Source organism: Rubritalea spongiae (assembly GCF_042652385.1).
In the GTDB taxonomy this organism is placed as follows: domain Bacteria; phylum Verrucomicrobiota; class Verrucomicrobiia; order Verrucomicrobiales; family Akkermansiaceae; genus Rubritalea; species Rubritalea spongiae.
The window spans coordinates 1,567,301-1,585,925 of sequence record NZ_JBHSJM010000001.1 but is presented as its reverse complement, the minus strand read 5'-3'; the positions used below and the strand labels follow the sequence as shown (position 1 = coordinate 1,585,925).

The window sequence follows — 18,625 nt, the reverse complement described above, 5'->3', positions numbered from 1 at the left end:
AGAAAAATGGGGGGTAAAGCCTGCGTGTTGCTGCAGTGTGAAGCATAAAAAAGCGCACCAGTGAAGGTGCGCTTTGAAGAGAATATTTTTATGTAATTGAGACTACCTGCGACGTCGAGCAAGTAAGGCGAGGCTGCCTAATCCGATGAGCGCTGTAGAAGAGGGCTCTGGAATAGCAGAGAATACTACGCCACTGATAGGGGTGTTCAAATTCGGTGAAACTGTAGACTGACCTGTAGCAGAGACTGTCAGTGTCGTGGTGTTGTCGATGCCTGTGACATCGAAGAAATACCAATCGGCTTGATAGGCAGCTGATGCTTGTGGTCGTATGACGGTGTGGGTGTATTCGTTTGTTCCATCAGACAATTTAATGTCAGATGGGTAATCTCGTGGGTCTGCGTTCCCGTCCGATTGTCCACCTGCTCCGACAAGCACGCCAATTCTTAGCGTGCTTGCGGTAGTGTTCATGTCGAAGCTGATCACGTTCGCGAAGGTCGATGAGTTCGTTCCATGGTTACGCCAATAGCCTACACTGAGGTCTGTGGCTGTTCCTGCAGTATTTTGAATCGGAACAGCAGCATTTATCCCAGTTTGAGTACTCGCGTTAACCGTGTGAGCGGCATGCCGAGAATACGTCATGTCTGTGGTGGCAGAGGTGGAAATATTGGTGCTGATCGCAGCAGTTTTAGAGGCGCTATTGTTGAAGAAAATATATCCATAATCTCCATAGCCTTCGGTGACCCACTGAGTTTCATCGAGGTTAAAGCCGCCACTGACGATGACAGCTGCATTGGTGTTTATGCCAGAAGTGGCAAAGGACAAAACTCCGAGGGCAATACAAGTATTGGTATGAATTTTCATATAGGGGGGTGGTGAATCTAGTTCTACGTAGGATGAATACGTAGAAATAATTTAACTACACTGTATAGAATGGCAAAACTTTCAGTCCTTGCAACTTTAAAAGGGAATTTCTAGTAGGGGGCGGAGGCTACTTAGCCAGAACGATAGATCGCGCTACAGTTTTCGCGATGAGCCTAGCTTTAGTTGCATGGGGGGGAAATGCGATCGAGGAACATACTTTTTTGTCTAACAAAGCAGTATGGGTATCGGTTACTTTATTCCTCCAGCTTGTTTGCAAGGAAGAAAGAAGTCTAAACGCGTATCCCTTTGGTATTAGAGATCAAGAGAACCTAGCCTTTTTCGTTAGGGGTGACGAGTCCGTGGGGGCGCTGGTCGGAGCCTTTGATATCGATATCGCCGATTTCTTGACGGGCGCGCTCAGCTTCTTTTGTAAGTTCGTCAGCGATTTCAGGATGTTGTGAAATCACATTTTTTTTCTCGGAAGCATCTGTATCGAGGTTGAACAACATCGGCTGCTTGAGTGTGGTGTAGAGTTTCTTTTTATTACCTCCTGCTTTTTTTGCCCAGTACGGTTGATCATCTACCGTGCGCGGGAAATGGATTTTCCATTGTTCGTTACGTACTGCTTGAAGATTGAGGCCATTGTAATAATAGAAATACTTATGAGGACTTTCATTTGTTTTCCCAGTGAGTAGGTCGAGAATATTTTTGCCATCCAAAGTCACATCCTTAGGAAGTGAAATGCCCGCTAAATTACTAAATAAAGGGAATAGATCCATGCTAGTGATCATAGCATCTGAGACATTCCCAGCAGGGATTTTACCTGGCCATGAGAAAATGCTAGGGACGCGTTGGCCACCTTCCATAGTGACGTATTTTCCACCGCTGAGCGGCTTTGCAGAACCATCTTTGGCAGGGCCGTTATCGGCGAAGAAAATGATCAGGGTGTTTTCTGCGATGCCAGCTTCGTTTACGGCATTGACTACGCGACCTACGCTGTGGTCGAGCTCTAACACAAAATCAGAATATACTGCGCCTTTGCCCTTGATGCCAGCTGCGCCTTTGAATGGGGCACTTGGTTCGATGGGAGTGTGAGGGATGTGATGGGCGAAGTAGAGGAAGAAGGGCTTTTCCTGATCACTTTTGATAAACTCGACTGCCTTGTCGGTGTAGAGTTTGGTGACTGAAGTGAATGGGATGTCTTCGGTTACGACTTCGCGATTGTGATAAATGGTGCGTTCGTCGACGCGATTTTTCTCTTTGTGGTAGTTGCTGTGAAGGCCGAAGTAGTCATCGAATCCTGCATCGAGTGGGTGTGAGCCTTGGACGTGAAAGCCGAGGTGCCATTTGCCAAACATTTGAGTGTAGTAGCCAGCGGATTTGAGTTGTTCCGCTATGGTGACTTCTTCTGGAGCGATGCCGTATTTGGAGTATTTTTCAGTGGGGTGACGAGATATTGGATGGCCTGCTCTCATTGGGTAACGACCAGTCATGAGCGCGGCACGGCTAGGTCCACAAACGGGAGCTCCAACGAGACAATCGGTAGAGCGAAAGCCACTGGCTGCCAATTTGTCGATATTGGGGGTTTTTACATTGGCTCCATAACAACCGACGTCGCCATAGCCGAGGTCATCGGCAAAGATGAGAATGATATTAGGTTTGGGAGACGCGGCTTGGCCGATGAGTGTGAGTGCTAGGAACAGGGCTGTGATGCTTTTAATCATGGTTAATTTACTTCCTCTAGAGATTTGGTAACTGTTGTTTTGTTGAGGTCAACCTCAGCTTGAGGGTTACGGGGTGTGAGATTAGTCGAGGGTGCCAGCTGGGCGGCTATTTTGTTTGAGATCGGCTTGATGAGCCTCCATGAGTATTGTGAGTTTTTGAACGATCTCGGGATATTGTTTAGCGAGGTTAGTTGATTCACTAATATCATTACTTAGATTATAGAGACCGCCTCGTTTGCCGCGGATTAGTTTCCAATCCCCCTTGCGTACGGCCATGCCACCGTGAGTGTAGAAAAACGCATCGTAAGGAGATTGTGCATCTGGTCGAGCTTCGAGTAAGGGAAGGATGTTATGGCCATCGATCACCCGGTCTGAAGGTATATTAGCGCCTGCGAGGGTGGAAAAGGTGGGTAGCAGATCCATCGCTGTTACGACTTCTTGACTGGTGGTGGCTGCAGGAATGCAGCCTTTCCATTGCATGATGCCGGGAACTCTGTGTCCACCTTCGTAAACGCTACCTTTCTTGCCGCGCAGTGGTTTTGCAGATCCAGTTTTAGGACCATTGTCTGAGGAAAAGACGACGAGGGTATTTTCTTCGAGACCGAGTTCGCGTAGTTTTTTGAGGACTTGGCCAGTGCTCCAGTCAAGTTCTTCTACTGCAGCTGGGTAGAGGAAGTCGCGCGAGGCTTTGTCTTCGCCTGGTTTGATAGTATCTAGTTGGTCTTTGGTGAAGCGCTTAGTGAATTCTGGTGATACATGGCAGGCGCGGTGCGGCATGCTGTGTGAGAGATAGAGAAAGAAGGGCTTGTCTTTATTTTTTTCAATGAAAGCGAGAGATTCTTCTGTATAGCGTTGAGTAAGGTAGTCTTGATCAGGATTGATTTCAATGACTTCACCATTACGAATCAAAGGAAGGTCGATAAAGCGTGGTGGCACCATGTCATTACTATATGGAAGACCAAAATAGTAATCGAATCCTTGGTTGTTCGGCATAAACTGTGGTGCGTCTCCAAGGTGCCATTTACCGACCATCCCAGTGGTGTAATTTTGCTTTTTAAGCAATTCGGCGATGGTAATTTCGTTGGGGTTCAGTCCTTTGGTTTTTCCCGTTTTTTTATCTTTGTTACCGGGAAAGAGGACATTGTTCAAATTTACTCGGTCAGGGTAGCTACCTGTCATCAGTGAGGCTCTAGCAGGAGTGCAAGAGGCGCTGGCCGAATAGAAGTTGGTAAAGAGAATTCCATCTTTTGCCATTTGATCAATGTGAGGCGTGGAGATATTTTTTGAGCCCATGCAACTCAAATCACCATAGCCTAGGTCGTCTGCATAGATGATGATAAAGTTTGGAGTGTTCGCTTTAGCGTGTTGTGAGGGGAATAAGAATAGGCTGGAAATGCCCATGTAGAAAAATGAAGAGAGTTTCATGCGCTGAGGTGCTGAGGGGATCGTGTAGGTTTTGCTGAGGTTCTGGATGAATTTCTCGAGTACTTGTATTATGAACCGATCATTACTCATGACAGAAATCGATTTATGCTTATGAGTTCGGTTTTTTGAGATAAAACTTATTTCGTTTTTCGCAAAAAAGAATCATAGCAGGAGTGGGGTAAGTCGTTTTTGGATTACCCCACAGATAGGCAAATAATTAACGGTCTCTAATCCGCTCCGGTTAGAGACCGCGAAGTTGATGTAATTAGAATGGAGTTGGAGCCCATTCTGGGATGCCAGACTCCTTAAGCTGTTTGTCGTAGCGGTGTTTGAAAGGTTGGTCTTCAGGTTTAATCATGGGAAGACCTTCATTGATCATGAGTGGCTTCGTGGACTCCCACCATTGGTCGTAGGATTTACGGAGACGGTCGACTACTTCCGGGAATTCGGCGGCGACATTGTTAGTCTCGCCAGGGTCTTTTGAAATGTCGAAAAGCTCTTTGTTATTATCGAGGCGCCATTGCTGGGTGCGAACCGCACATTTTTTATATTTAAAATCTTCGCGTTTACCTTCTGGCCAGCGGCCGCAGTGGATGAAGAGTTCGCGGTCAGCCCATTCGGTATCTGGATTTTCGAATAGAGGGAGGAGAGAGCGGCCCTCAAGCTTTTGCATTTTAGTAGGAAGTTCTGCACCTGCGAGTTCGACAAAGGTCGGATAAATATCTAGGTGAGCTGTGAGAGCTTGGATGTCGACTCCTTGAGGGAGTTTGCCTTTCCACTGGATGAAGAAAGGAACGTGAGTGCCTCCTTCGAAGGGGGAGTTTTTACCACCTCGTAGGCCAGCATTAAAATAAGGAATTTCTTTAGTGGAACCTTTTCCAACCGCCCCATTGTCGGTCATAAAAATAACGATAGTATTTTCGAGAGCATTCCATTCTTCAAGCTTGCTCATCATGCGGCCAAAGTTGTCATCAATATTTTCAATCATACCTAAGCGGCCTGCTGCATCTTTGCTACAACCCAGTTCGAGGAAGCGTTTCTTATATTTTTCAGGAGCGATGAAAGGACCGTGTGGAGCATTTAGCGCAATGTAAGCGAAGTAGGGGTTCTTAGCTTCGTGTTGTTGCTTGATCCATGAAAGACCTGCGTCGAAGAAGATGTCGGTGCAGAAGCCTTTGGTTTTTACGACGGTGTCGTTGTGGAGTAGGACGTTGTCGAAGTAGGTGTTCTCTGAATTGGCTGGAAAGTCTCCGTATTTTTCTTGGCCAATTCCTCCTGCGCCGTGCATCAGAACCTCGTCAAAGCCACGGCTTTGCGGGAGGTATTCAGGTTCGTCGCCGAGATGCCATTTACCGAAGAGACCTGTTGTATAACCAGCGGATTGTAGTGCTTGGGGGAAAGTGTAGGTGTCTAGGGCCATGCGTTCACGCTGTAAGATGGTGTGGGTGACACCATTTTTGAAGGGTGCACGACCACTCATGAGAGCGGCGCGGGTTGGGGCGCAAGTGGGGCTGACTTGGAAGTCTGTTAAGCGGGTGGCTCCCTCATAAAATTTATCGATGTGTGGGGTTTTTACGAGGGTGTTGCCCATGCAAGAGAGGTCGCCCATGCCTTGGTCGTCAGTGATGACGATGATGATATTGGGTTTGCTGCCTGCTAAGTTTTTGGCCGATGCGCTAGAGCCGAAAACTGCTAAAACGAGGCTGAGTCCGAATAGAAATTTAATTTTCATTGTTGTGAGTGTGGATATGAAGTCTGAGCTATTTCCCCAAGTGTAATTATTTTGTCTCCATTTTGAATACAAAATACAATACGGCGGTGGGCGCCAAGTCTTTCGGGCATTGATGTTGGCGTCTTTCTTTTTTACTCTAAAGAACTCAGGCTCAAACTGAATTCTTGACGATGTGGTTACTCACTTGATGTTATCTGTGTCTTCCGCTTCCAGGTTAAAGAACTGCAAATACACATATGAGTTGGCTCCAAGTTAAAGATTGCATTCTGCCGTTTACCGCAATTCAGCTGTATTTGTTCTGCCTACTCTACTTAATGGTGGCTCGAAAGAGGTTTGCTGGTTCCTTTTGCTTTTTAGCCCTGTTCTTGGGGGCTATGATCTTTTTCTTGGCGTGTTATTTGGTTGATATTCTAGTAGAGGATATTTCTTCACCGAAGCTCATTCAAGCGAGGATGTTTATCTTGTTCTCGATTGGGTTTCCATCCTTAGTGATCGCGTCTTCGAAGCTTAATCAGTTGTGTTTCTCTAGGAAAAAAGTACTGTGTACTTACTTCCTAGGTGTGGGACTATCTTGTGTGTATATGCTCTTATTTAGCTTGGGCTGGAGGACGTTTTTTGGGGCTGACGGACGATACGCTCCGACGATTTTTCCAAATTTTCATCCAAGTTTTGTATGGGGGCAAGTTATGGCTGTGACTACTGCATTAGTCCTAGTTGTGATCCCTTGCTCCTACCAATTGATCGTGACTAGTTATCGTGATTTGAAGAGCAAAGCCTTTGTTTCAAGTGCAATTTTATTTGCGGTGCTTTTTGTTATAGGAATTCTGAGTAAGCAATGGTGGTTGTATTATGTAGGCTCCATAGTGTCAGCTTCTATATTTCTTGCGGCTATTTATGTAGATATTCATCATTTGAACCAGACTGCTTCGTTTATTAAAGATGAACTTCGGAACCAAGTACTTAATGGTAGTAATGATACCTCGGGAAGGGTTTCAGAATTAATTGAGAGTCTTGAGGAGTCTTCGCGTGGCAATCTCGAAGTCTATAAAATGCGGATTAGAGAGGTTCTCAGTATGATTGCTGATGACGCTATAGAGTCGGGGGGGGATGTGGAGCTGTTGTTGAAGAGAAATCAGGAGAATTGGAGTAAGATTGATCAAGCTGAGGACTTGAAGGCGCTGAGCGACGTTACCGAGAATGAAACACAAGAGCTTTCAGAGATTATCGTTAATATTCCTCATCAGCGGCGAGCTCAGGTGATTCGAGAAGTGAAGGAGTATGTAGCCAGCCATTTAGATCAAGATCTTAAGGTTAATGGAATTGCCGAAGTGTTTCATGTGAGTAAGTCTTACCTAACAAATGGATTTAAAGAGATCGAGAGCGAGACACTCAATCAATATATCACTAGATTGCGCATTGAGAAAGCTAAGGGCTTATTGAAAAGGCAAACAGTGACTGAGACTGCTTTTGATGTTGGATTTAGTAATTCTAATTACTTTTCGACGGTCTTTAAGAAAATTACCGGAAAGACGCCTAAAGAATATCAAAACTATCTAAAATCAGGAGTTTAGAGGTATTTTAAAGCGATATTAGAGATGTAAAAGTCATAATTAGAGGCGTGAGGACTGTTTCTTGTGCAAGGTTTTGGCGGAATCTAAACAATAAACACTATGCGACCTAAGACCTATCCATTTTTCTTTATCACACTATTGCTGCTCTTCGCAGTCGCTGATGCGGCTCCTGATAGGACGACGAATCGCTATGCCACTGTGGAGGATGCTGCGTATTGGCCTTCAGTGAATGAGGGGGATTACATTTTTTTCCAGGGGAATAGTGATGGGGGGGATAAAATTTATGCACCGGGTGGTGACCCTAAATTTCTTAAGATTCAATTACCAGTGGGTAATAAAATTCTCATTTATGCGGGAGACTATGAGCGAATTTATATCAATGGAGAAGACTGTCTAGGAACGAAAGAGAATCCGACGATAGTGACGAACTTGGGCGGGCAAGTTCGTTGGGGATACAGTACGGAAAATAATCAATACCGGACCTTGGAATTGTTTAATTTCGAGCACCTTTATCTGACGGGTAAATATGATGCGGAACAGCAAACGGGCGACCCTGCTTACTTGGGGCATGATGGTGGTGAGGCGCTCGATTCTGGTGATTATTATGAGCGTTATGGGATGTGGGGGAATCCGAAATGGTCAGGGCCAGTGTACCATGGGAGCTATGGCAATGGAGTACGGATCCGAGGTTTTCAGACAGTTAAGGTGGATTATGTCTCTAGCTGGGGAGGTTACTTTGCTTCTTTTAATATTAAGACTGACAATCCAAGCAATCCGAAAGAGGTTGAGGTCGATGTGCAGGATTGTTTTGCTGGTTTTGGAGAAGGTGAGGCGTTTTATATCTCCTATTCGACAGGGGCTGCTGAGCAGGACATAACTAAGCTTACCTTGCGCAATAACATCACGGTGTTCACTGGGGCGGAGGCTTTGCAGACGGATAATTTGGCCGAAGGATCGGTGATTGAAAATAATGTCTGTCTTGGAACTGCCACTTTTTTTCGTCATCCTTTCCAAGCGCGTTTTCAGGATAACCTTCATCAGCTTTCATTTGTGGAGGGGAATGTCACGGTCCAGAATAACCTGCTGATTGGAACCAATGGAGCTCTGCATCAATTCCGCTATCGCGATGCTAATTCAGGGTCCGTGACAGGAAGAACTGACCCAGCCGCCAATAAGCCCGTGACGATGCAGAATAACTTCTATGGTTTTGGGCGAACCACCATGGGTTATATGTGGCAAGGTGACGGCATCACACCCTATGTTTTTAAAGGAAATGTCTATGGTGCGATTAGCGTGCCAAATTCTGACGACACCCTGAGTGTGCCAGCGACCGAAGAGTCAGGTTTTTTCAATATTGGTAATAATAACAATGCGATTAGCTTTGAGGACAATATCTACCCAGCTGGGCGCGATCTCTATTTTGTGAGTACTGTCGATGGCGGAAACATCACCCGCACTGGCAATCAGCAGCAGGAAGCTCCTATGATTCAGTTTAAAGATTCTGGATTCCCGAATGAAATTGACTGGAGAACGATCACTTTTTGGTCGCCGACCTATAAGAACACTCCTCCTGACTCAGGACTGGATAAAAATGGGGAGTTCATCCCCTATCAGGTAGGAGACATTGTGATTTATTACGATTCCGACGGGAATACGAAGTTTTTCGAATGTGTGCAGGCACATGCTGGGAACTTTGATCCAAATAGTTCGCCAGCCTATTGGTCACAGATGACGTGGAATGGCAGAGATCTTCCACCCTTTGATTTACGGATTCAAAAAGACACCTACTACAACTACCGAGGAATGGGGCTGACCTACAATGAAGCCAATGAAACTTCCGAGGACCTCACAGCTCCGGTCATTAGCCTAGTGGGAGGGGATGCGAATTTTAAGGTCGGAAGTCCGTATTTTGAACCAGGTTTTACCGCGCTTGATAATAAGGATGGTGATATTTCAGGTCAGGTCGTGGCGGAATGGGTGGGGGAGGAGTATGACTCCGAGCAGATTGGTAACTATCTGAGGCGTTATCAGGTCGTGGATGCGGCGGGTAATGTCTCACAGGAAGTGTTGCGTGTGGTGAGTATCTCAGACACGAACGTGACGATTACCAAAACGATTAAGATCAATATGCACCAGAACGGTCCAGTGAACCTGAATGACTGGACGGATTTGGGCAACAATACACAGGGGCTACTGAACCCTAAAGGTGAAACTACTGTTACTCAGCTTTCTGACAGTGATGGGAATGCGACAGGCTATGTGTTGAGTATCGATAATACGGAAGGTGGGAGCTCTGAGCATTATAAGACACATAACAATGGCAGTGGACGTGCAATTGGAGATTTTCCTGCGGTGGTCACGCAGCGCGGACTACGAATCCGCGATCCTCATGAAAATCCCTGTCAGTTAGAGTTTAGCAATCTCCCAAGTAATGTGTTTTATGACGTCTACTTTACGGGCTATGTGGCAGGAACTGGCAATACCTTGGAGTCAACTTTATCGCATACTTCGAGTGCGCAATCAGCATCCATTAATGTCCGTGATAATGCGAGTGAAGTGGGACTGCTAGCGAGTCTTCCCAGCGAGGCGAATGGCACGCTTGTGGTGGATTTTAGCACTGCCACTTCTGGTGGGCAGCCCAATATTTCAGGAGTGATTTTACAGGAGAAAACAGCAGCGGGGATTGCGAGCGGGCCTCCAAGTATGAATCAACCAGCTGCGCTGTCGGTCAATCTTGGTGAGACAGTGGCGCCGATCGACTTGGTGTTGAGTGATGAAGATAGTGCTGTCAATACACTCACGCTGACAGCTTTCACTAGCAACCCAGAGGTGTTGGCTTTGGATGGAATCGTGCTCAGTGGTGTGGGGGAAAATCGCCAAGTGACTCTAGCTCCCTCTGCCGCCGGTCAGGTGGAAGTGACCTTGCTGTTAGGGGATGGCGTGACTTATGTGCCCTACAGTTTTCAGTTGCATGTGAACGACCCTAATAAACCCTCGGCCACGCCAGTGGGAGATGGAGTAGGCTACGATTTGCAAGGAGATGAAGTGTCTAACTTTCGATCAACAACAGAAAGTAAGTCGTTAGATATCGATACGAATCATACCTATGGATCGGAGGGCTATTTTTTTTACGGCAATGGAGCCAATGCCAATAGCAACACGGATGGGTCCCCAGCATGGGTGAGCTCGATAGGGGCAGCGGCCAGTAATGTCGTGGTGCTGGCTGGCTACGATGACTTTGATGATCCCACTGCGAGCATTGAGGGGGCTGTGACCGATTGGACGTCGACAGGGATTGGCACTTATAGAAATGACACAGCAGACATGTGGAGTGAGCTATTGAACTTTACCTTGGCGAGCTCAGCTCCGAGGACGTTTCGGCTCGGTGTGATGGCTGGCAATGAAGGGAATGCAGACGGTCGGTGGGATCCCGCAGGTTTTCGACTCCTCTATGCAGGCGAGGTGCTGGCGGAAGTAAGTGGCTTGGAGACGGCGCTGGGATTGGTGTTCTTTGATATCACGCTTCCACAAGGTTTCAGTGGGGAGCTGAGCCTCGAAGGACAAACGCGCGATGTCGCAGCTGGTCGCGGTCCGAGCCTAGCGGGAGTGGTGTTTGATGCGCCACATGGTGAGGTGTTTGATGCGTGGATGGCTGAGTATGGCTTAGCCGGTGAAGTGGCCAGTTTTGATGCGGATGCGGATGCAGACGGGATGCCTAATGGTGCCGAATTTGTGTTCGGTGGGCAGCCTTCAGTAAAAAATCATTGGGAACCCACGATGGAGCACCAAGGTGCTGAGATCGTGTTTAACTTTGAACGCAGCTCGATAGCGAACAATAGCACCCTTCAAATTTTTCAATATAGTGAGAACCTCACACAATGGACGGACTTGCCTCTGATGGGCGACGTTCCAGAGGAAGTGGTGATCGGTGCTGCATCTGGGGGGGCTGAACCAATCACGATTCGTATTGATAATGCGTCGATTCGCAATCAGCTCTTTTGGAGGCTGAAGGTATCATTAAATGAATGAGCAGCGACTTATACCAAATCGCACTCCAAAAAAGACGAATGATTTTTTTGAGAGCTTGAAGAATTGCGCTACGCGGAAGAAAAGTGGTGTCGGGCTCTTTGTTGATAAATCTGCGTTTCTCTTCAGTCACGATGCTCGCATCGCTTCTTCATCGAGCCTTGATTTCTCAACAAATTGCACCGGCATTCGTCTTTTATGTGAAGAGAGGTCAACTGGTAAGTTGAAGTCCCTTTCTATTTGGTTTGTGATGAAGTGTGTTGAACAACGGAATCTGGCTTTTATACGCACTCTTATTGAAGCTCTACTTGGCTTACGGTGCAGGATTGGTTCCGTTTCGTTGTTTAAAGTTTCAGAACGCTGCTCTCTCATTTACACATTCATGCATGTTGACGATATGCCCGCAGTCGTTCTGGAAAATCGATTTGTGTTGTTCATTGAAACTTGTTTTCGATAGCTGTTAGGCTGTTTTTGCTTTTAATGCCACAAGTGGCTGATAATCGATCTGCTTTTGCCAGAGTGTAAGCATAACCACACTCAACTTGCGTGCTACAGCGACGATCGCTTTGCGTTTTGCGATTCGTCCACCACGCTCTGCGATTCGCATACCATGCCTCTTAAGGTCGCTATCAGGGCTGCTTTTGCGCATGATATACTGTGCACATTGAACCAGTAGTGTTCGCATCTGCCTGTTGCCCGCTTTACTTATGGAGAGCTGCTTATCGACATCTCCAGATTGGTCTCTTCGTGGAACGAGTCCTAAATAGGCAGCTACATCTCGTGAGTTTTTAAAACGAGATGCATCATCTATAGCCAGAACGAAGCTAACCGCTGATAGAGCTCCGACGCCAGGTATTTGCATCAAACGCTTTGCTTCAGGGTGCATTTCAAGCATTTCCTCTTTGAGGTAGCGATCGGATTCTTTGATTTGCTCAGTCATCGTTTCAATCACTACGAGTAGCGGTTCTACTAACTCAAGTTTAGTTGGATATGTGGCGAGTGCTTTTCTTGCATAGCCTGCAAAACTTGCTGAACTAGGGGACATCAGCCGTACCCCAAGGCTTTTAAGGCTAAACCTAACAGAGTTGATGAGATCAACACGTCGTTTTACCAAGGTGTCACGCATCGCGATACGTTGGCGGTTTTCGAGATTATCAACCGACCCGTGCTCTATAGGGTACAGCAAGCTTGTATCAACGCGCGCGATCTTGGCGAGCATTTGGGCATCTCGTTTATCACTTTTGCGTTCGTTGCAATAAATGGCGCGTAGTTTACGCGCATTGGCGACAATGACTCTATGACCTCGGTCTTTGAGATAGTTGCTAATCCATGGGCTGTGAGTTCCGACTTCCATAGCGATGAGTGCATTGGGGTAATTCGTGCAGAGTGTATCGAGTCCTGCGTAGCTATTAGGAATAGTTTTTTCGACAAGGGTATCTCCATTCTTGTCTAGTACACAGATTTGATGTTTTTTATCACTGAGGTCGACGCCGACTACTGTTGCTTGCTTTGTGTTATTTTCCATAATGCATGAGCTTACCAGCAACCATGGCGCGGCCTCACCTCTCTTCTCATCCTATCTCATTTGAATCGCGAAGTGCTATTATTGGTAGTCGCCACCTTGATCGCTCTGCTTACACGATTCGCGCCAACTCGCTAATTCAGCAGCGAGTTTGGTGACGATTTCTGGGTGCTGCTTAGCGATATCCTTCTTTTCGTAAGGGTCTTCGCTGAGGTCATAGAGTTCCCAAGATTTCCCTTTGTTGGAGCTGTAAAGTTTGTAGCGCTGGGTGTGCCATGCGAGTTGCGTTTTACATTCGAACCCGATGGCTTTTTGGCGTTCTTTTTTTTCACCAGTCATGAGAGGAATGAGGGAAATGCCATCGAGAGGACGTTTGCCGGTGTATTCGGCTTGGATGGAGTCGAGAATGGTTGGCAAGTAGTCGCTGGTGACAGCGGGGAAGTCAGTGACGGTGCCTGCTTTGACCTTTGCTGGCCATTCAAGAATGCCTGGGACGCGGACGCCACCTTCGTAGAGGCTGCGCTTACGGCCTTTAAATTTCGCAGCACTGCCCGGCGCTTCCTTCTGACCTTCTGGGCCATTGTCGGAGCAGAACCAAAGCATGGTGTTCTCTGACACACCCGCTTGCTTGAGCGTGGCACGCAAGCGCCCAATCTGCTCGTCCATCGCGGTGACACAACCGTTGTAGTTCTTTTCGAAGTCGGTGGCGTCTGGGTACATGGCAGCGTATTTGGGGCCGGCAACCACAGGAAGGTGAGGAGTGTGGAACCAGATGACGGCAAAAAACGGTTGTTGCTTTTCTGCTGCTTTTTCGACGAAGGGCACGACTCGATCCATGATGACGCGCGAGTCATCACCTTCGAGGTTGTCGGTCACGATAGAGCCTTGTTCATTCCAGTAATGCGTGCCGAAGGGCTCGGCTTTGGATTTGTCCTGAATGAAGTCCCAGCCTTTTTTGAGACTGCCCGTGCCGAAGTCTTTTGGTTTAAGCATCGGGTCCCAAGTCGGGACTTTGGATTCGGTGGAAAAACAGGTGTCGAAACCGTGGAGCCATGGAGGGCTAAATTCCTTGGTGTTATTGGGGCGACCTCGATTGGCGTCCTTGATTTCTGTCGTCATCGTGCCGAGGTGCCATTTTCCAAAGTGTCCTGTAGTGTAGCCTTGTGTTTTGAGAAGTTCGGCGATGGTGAGTTCCTCAGTCTTCATCTTTCCAGTATTTGCATAATAGACGCCATAGCGGAAAGGGTGGCGGCCAGTGATCGAGGAACCACGAGTGGGACTGCAGACTGGGGAGGAAGAATAAAAACGGTTGAGTTGCATGCCCGCAGCGGCCATGGCATCGAGCTCTGGAGTCTTGATCGGTGTGTCAGGATTGAAACACTGCACATCTCCCCATCCAAGGTCATCTGCCATCATGAGGATGATGTTTGGCTTTTCGGCTGCGAATGCGAAGCTTGAAGAAAACATAGCCATTGCCGAATAGAGAGCTGGGAGAGCCTTGGCTCGAGTTTGGAAGAGAAGTGGGTTCATAGAGAGTTTGTTGTGGAACGAAGGTACGTAGCGTGATTGGTGTGACTATCAAAAAAAGATGGAGAAATGGAGTTACTCCATTCACGCTGTCGAAAGTCATCATGTCTAAGGTCGGGTTAGTAAAATCTGGTGATTTTGGCCCTGAGGGGCATTGGGACCACGCGATGGTGTCTCTGACGTCCGACCTTGTAGACTTTCGACACTCAGTGACTCGAAAACGCCTTCGCCATAAGGCACACTGTCTTGTACTGGAGACATCACTTAGTTCAGAAATCGAGACCGGCTTTTCGGTAGTGTACTTTCGCAGCTTTTGTGACGGTACGGGGTCACGTGTCACAGAAGTGTGGGCACAAAAAAGCGTGAGGTGGTGACCACGCTCACGCTTTTTGAGAAATAAAAATCGTGTCGTTTACTTACGGCGACGCATGATAAGTGCGAGTCCGCCAAGACCAAGAAGTGCAGTACTGGAAGGTTCTGGTACTGCCACAACACTTCCAACTAGCTGAAAATTATCTGCTGTCATAGTTCCCCCTATATTTTCTCTTGAGGAATAAATAAAAGTAAGCGTATCTCCATTTGAATACCCAGCGGACTGGTAACTAGGGCTATATGTCTGTAGCTCAAAATTTCCAGACGCAGAAGCTGGATCTGCATTATTTACAATAACGTCTTCAGTTGCTGAGCCATAGTCTAAAAAGTAACAGTGACGAATTGAGTTCCCAGAAGCAGGACTTTCTACATAATCAACAAATGCGTTATCAATGACTAGCACTTCACCAGCTGACAGGCCTGACACGGTGAAATTAAAGCTCACAAAGTGGTTAGCATTTGTTTGGTCTCTGTGAGCTGCATTTGAGCCCAGAGTTTTTACAAGGTTGCCGTTGACTGCATCGGTGGCCCAAAAGCCGCCAAAAGAAATAGCTGAAGCCGTTCCATGATTTTGTGTAGTTGCATCAAGAGAACCACCCGTAAATTCGAAGAGTGCCAGAGTAGCTGCTTTAGAGGTCGCAGTAGCTATGACACTAGTAACTGCGAGTGAGAGGATAGTTTTCATATTGCTTTGTGTATTTAGAGTGATGAATAGGTTTGGAGGCGACTACAGTTAATGTTTAGGTGATTATTACTAGGTCTGTAAAACTCTTATAGTAAACGACTGTTCAAAGTAAGTCTAGGTTGAGGGGATGTTTTTTGAATGAGCTGTGACATTTCGGAGAGAGAAAGATGGAGGTCTTGATTGATCAAGTAGCGGTTAAAACAGTACGACGAGTAAAATAGAGGGTCATGAAATTTAAGCTTGCTGCTGGAATGAAGGTACGGAGCGTGATTGGTGTGACTATCAAAAAATGGTGGAGAAATGGAGTTACTCCATTCACGCTGTCGAAAGTCATCAGGTCTAAGGTCGGGATAGCAAAATCTGGTGATTTTGGTTATGAGAGTCATCGCGATCACGCGATGGTGTCTCTGACGTTCGACACCTCTGTGACTCGAAAATGCCTTCGTTAGGTCACACGGAATTGTCTAGGGTGCGTCGCTGGTTCAAGCTGAGGCGGGCTTCTAGCCAGCGGATTGTATGTGCGTAGGCCCTGTGGTTTGCGCGGAGCGCTTCACCTCAGGCTGAGTATGAATCTCGGTTTTGCCGAGGTGGGAGTGGGCTGAGAGAAGAGGTGAAGTGTGCATGGGTTGAGAGGGAGAGTATGAAAAAAGCGTGGGGTGGTGACCAGGCTCACGCTTTTGGTAAATGGCACAAAAAGAGAGCAACGAGATGAATCGTTGCTCTCTTTGGAAAGAATTTTTGGAACTTGTCTTACTTGCGGCGGCGCATGATGAGAGCGAGTCCTCCGAGACCGAGAAGCGCAGTGCTGGAAGGTTCTGGGACAGCTACTGTAGACTCTAGTGTTACACTCCGGATATTCTTGTTTCCTTGGTCATCTTGACCATAAGCAACAAATTGGTAATTTTCAGTAAAGTCAAATGATGTAATTGTGCCGGCACCTTGATCTACGCCATTTACTGACCATGACCAATTGGCTCCACCTGTGCCATTATTAACAATGCTCATTACAACAGTATTAACTTGGTTTAATGGAAGTAAACCAGCACCCAAGAGTTGACCAAATGATCCATCCATCGAGTAGAAGTTTTGGTTGTCTGCATTTACACCAAAACCTTCGATGGTAGTAGCAGCATCTCCTGCGACATTGCCTGTAAAGGGGTGGAAACCTGAGTAGGCGCCCATATCTGTATCGTCACTTACCAAGCCAAACGAAATTCCACTTGCACCTCCACGACTGGTCATAAAGGAGTCCACCGTCAATTTAAAGCCACCAGTTGATTGGAAAGTATTTGATGTGTATACGAGAGCTCTTTGTTGGTAGTTTGTACCACTCGCAGAGACATATTGCAGGTTCCCGTTATCGTCGAAAGATTTAGTAGCAGTAATAGAATTGTTAACGAGGCCTCCGCCGATGCCGCCTAAGCCTGTGTCGCCAGCGTCTACTACATTAGTGGCGAGACCGTCTCCCATAAAGACGTCTTGGTAGAGAACTGCAGCTTGAGAAGAAGCTGCAGCGAGGATGCTGCTTGTTGTAATTAGGAGAATTTTTTTCATAGGTAGTTGTTTTTTAACATGAGCGATGCCCATTTAGTATATGTTGGTAGATAGGCGCTAACTTGTGAAGGGGAAAAGGCAAACAGTTGTTTGGTGTTAGAGGTGTATTGTTTTTATTTTGAATGATTTGCGATTAATTCGGTGGAGGAGGGGGCTGATCTGTTACTTTTTTCTTTTTTTAACCCTTTTAGGGGAGCTTTCTTGAGTGAGTGGGTCGTTAAGTTCAGTGGAAAGGGTGGTGAGGGCGGTACGCATTTCTTCGAGCTTACTTGCGTATTCTGGGTTTTGGGCGAGATCGTCCATTTCGTTGGGATCTTTTTTGAGGTTGAAGAGTCGTTCGACTCCTGCGGTCGGGTAGGAGATGAGTTTCCAGTCTCCTTTAGTGATCATGCGCTGACGGTTCATGTAAGCGCCGTAGATTGAGTCGTAGTGTTGAGTTGTTTCACCACGTAGGAGGGGCATGAGGCTTTTGAAGTCAATGGATTCATCTGGAGCACCAGCGAGATCGATGGAGGTAGCTGTGACGTCTTGGAGATAGATGGGTGTGTCGATCTGCGCACCAGCTTTGACGCCTGGTCCTACTACAAGGAAAGGAACGCGTACGCTGTGGTCATACATGTTTTGTTTGCCGCTGAGTCCGTGGTGGCCAACGGCAAGACCGTGATCGGCTGTGAAGACGATGTAGGTGTTGTCGGCTTTACCAGATGATTTTACAGCTTCAAGGATGCGACCGATTTGGTCGTCCATGTGGGTGATGAGGGCGAAGTATTCTTGGCGATGGACTTTGATGGCGTACTCTGTGCGTGGATAGGGCATGAGCTTTTCATCACGCAAGGTGAGACCACAGATTTTATCGGCGTAAGGGTACTGGCCGAGGACGTTTTTTGGGAGTTTGATGCGATCGAGCGGGTAACGATCGATGTATTCCTTAGGTGCTTGGCGAGGATCGTGTGGGGCATTGAATGCGAGATACATGAAGAAGGGTTTATCTTCTTTGGCTGCGGTTGTTAGAAACTCGGAGCTGTCGTCAGCTAGGACTTCACTCCAGTGTTTGCCACCCTCCCAGAATCCACCATATTTGGTTTCCCATGGTTTCCAGCCTTCGGCGTAATCTTCTGGGCTTTTTGGGCGATTGTATCCTGCAGGCGTTTGCTTTGGCATGCCTTGGCGGATGTTTTTGGTGACATTGAAAAGTGAGACGGGAGTAGCATGTGGGACATGCCATTTACCTGCAAAGTAGGTTTGGTAGCCGGCTTGCTGCATGCGTTGTCCCCACATTTGCTTATTTTCTATGGCTGGCTTAGTACTTTCTTGAGCTTGCCAGAGAAAGCGGCCATTGTTGAGCATAGTGCGGCTAGCTGCACAGACGGCTCCTCCCCAGGCTCCCATGTTGTAAGCGTGAGTGAAGCTGGTGCCAGCTTCTACCATGCTGTCGAGGTGCGGGGTGTCTATATCTAGCATTCCTGCTGCACCGAGGGTTTCGTAGGACATGTCGTCGGCAATGATGAAGACAAAGTTTGGCTTTTCGGCTGCAGCCTGGGCGGAATAAACGCTAGCGAGAGTCAGAGCGCCAAATAGGCGAATGAGTTTGGAGAGAAGTGGTGATTGCATAGAGTGTGTGGTAAA

The 18,625-nt window shown here is 47.2% G+C and carries 13 protein-coding genes; 3 read left to right on the top strand and 10 right to left on the bottom strand.

Annotated features, from left to right (window positions below; translation table 11 throughout):
* Positions 1-102: 102 nt before the first annotated feature.
* From ACFPK9_RS07280 to ACFPK9_RS07265, 4 genes are all read right to left on the bottom strand, one after another.
* Positions 103-861: a PEP-CTERM sorting domain-containing protein gene (locus ACFPK9_RS07280; RefSeq protein ID WP_377094177.1), complete on the bottom strand. Its 759-nt coding sequence runs from the start codon at positions 859-861 to the stop codon at positions 103-105.
* 329 nt (positions 862-1,190) lie between these two features.
* Positions 1,191-2,585, bottom strand: a complete 1,395-nt coding sequence (locus ACFPK9_RS07275) for a sulfatase family protein (protein ID WP_377094176.1) — start codon at positions 2,583-2,585, stop codon at positions 1,191-1,193.
* A gap of 81 nt (positions 2,586-2,666) precedes the next feature.
* The gene (locus tag ACFPK9_RS07270; protein WP_377094175.1) at positions 2,667-4,100 is read right to left on the bottom strand and encodes a sulfatase family protein; all 1,434 of its coding nucleotides are present in this window, start codon (positions 4,098-4,100) and stop codon (positions 2,667-2,669) included.
* A 175-nt stretch (positions 4,101-4,275) separates the two neighbouring features.
* Entirely contained in the window at positions 4,276-5,742 is a 1,467-nt protein-coding gene (locus tag ACFPK9_RS07265) for an arylsulfatase (RefSeq protein ID WP_377094174.1), read from the bottom strand.
* A gap of 686 nt (positions 5,743-6,428) precedes the next feature.
* Here ACFPK9_RS07265 and ACFPK9_RS07260 point away from each other — a divergent pair.
* Together ACFPK9_RS07260 and ACFPK9_RS07255 are read left to right on the top strand one after the other, a co-directional pair.
* Positions 6,429-7,313: a helix-turn-helix transcriptional regulator gene (locus ACFPK9_RS07260; protein WP_377094173.1), complete on the top strand. Its 885-nt coding sequence runs from the start codon at positions 6,429-6,431 to the stop codon at positions 7,311-7,313.
* Positions 7,314-7,412: 99 nt separating this feature from the next.
* Positions 7,413-11,342 carry an immunoglobulin-like domain-containing protein gene (locus ACFPK9_RS07255; RefSeq protein WP_377094172.1) on the top strand — a complete coding sequence of 1,310 codons (3,930 nt, stop codon included), beginning with the start codon at positions 7,413-7,415 and terminating at the stop codon, positions 11,340-11,342.
* A 457-nt stretch (positions 11,343-11,799) separates the two neighbouring features.
* Here ACFPK9_RS07255 and ACFPK9_RS07250 read toward each other — a convergent pair whose 3' ends face one another.
* The 3 genes from ACFPK9_RS07250 to ACFPK9_RS07240 form a co-directional block, all read right to left on the bottom strand.
* Complete coding sequence (locus ACFPK9_RS07250; RefSeq protein ID WP_377092807.1) at positions 11,800-12,864, bottom strand: IS110 family RNA-guided transposase; 1,065 nt, start codon at positions 12,862-12,864, stop codon at positions 11,800-11,802.
* Between the two features lie 78 nt (positions 12,865-12,942).
* Positions 12,943-14,391, bottom strand: a complete 1,449-nt coding sequence (locus tag ACFPK9_RS07245; RefSeq protein WP_377094171.1) for a sulfatase family protein — start codon at positions 14,389-14,391, stop codon at positions 12,943-12,945.
* A gap of 409 nt (positions 14,392-14,800) precedes the next feature.
* Positions 14,801-15,445 carry a PEP-CTERM sorting domain-containing protein gene (locus ACFPK9_RS07240; protein ID WP_377094170.1) on the bottom strand — a complete coding sequence of 215 codons (645 nt, stop codon included), beginning with the start codon at positions 15,443-15,445 and terminating at the stop codon, positions 14,801-14,803.
* Between the two features lie 227 nt (positions 15,446-15,672).
* On the opposite strand from ACFPK9_RS07240, the gene ACFPK9_RS07235 reads away from it, so the two are divergent.
* Positions 15,673-15,894, top strand: coding sequence for a hypothetical protein (locus tag ACFPK9_RS07235; protein ID WP_377094169.1), 222 nt, complete (start codon positions 15,673-15,675; stop codon positions 15,892-15,894).
* Positions 15,895-15,945: 51 nt separating this feature from the next.
* On the opposite strand, the gene ACFPK9_RS07230 is transcribed toward ACFPK9_RS07235, so the two are convergent.
* The 3 genes from ACFPK9_RS07230 to ACFPK9_RS07220 all read right to left on the bottom strand — a co-directional run bounded on the left by ACFPK9_RS07230 (position 15,946) and on the right by ACFPK9_RS07220 (position 18,610).
* Positions 15,946-16,068 (bottom strand): hypothetical protein, encoded by a 123-nt coding sequence (locus tag ACFPK9_RS07230; protein ID WP_377094168.1) that lies wholly within the window; start codon positions 16,066-16,068, stop codon positions 15,946-15,948.
* Between the two features lie 127 nt (positions 16,069-16,195).
* Positions 16,196-16,999 (bottom strand): PEP-CTERM sorting domain-containing protein, encoded by an 804-nt coding sequence (locus ACFPK9_RS07225; RefSeq protein ID WP_377094167.1) that lies wholly within the window; start codon positions 16,997-16,999, stop codon positions 16,196-16,198.
* 162 nt (positions 17,000-17,161) lie between these two features.
* Entirely contained in the window at positions 17,162-18,610 is a 1,449-nt protein-coding gene (locus ACFPK9_RS07220; protein WP_377094166.1) for a sulfatase family protein, read from the bottom strand.
* Positions 18,611-18,625: the final 15 nt, after the last annotated feature.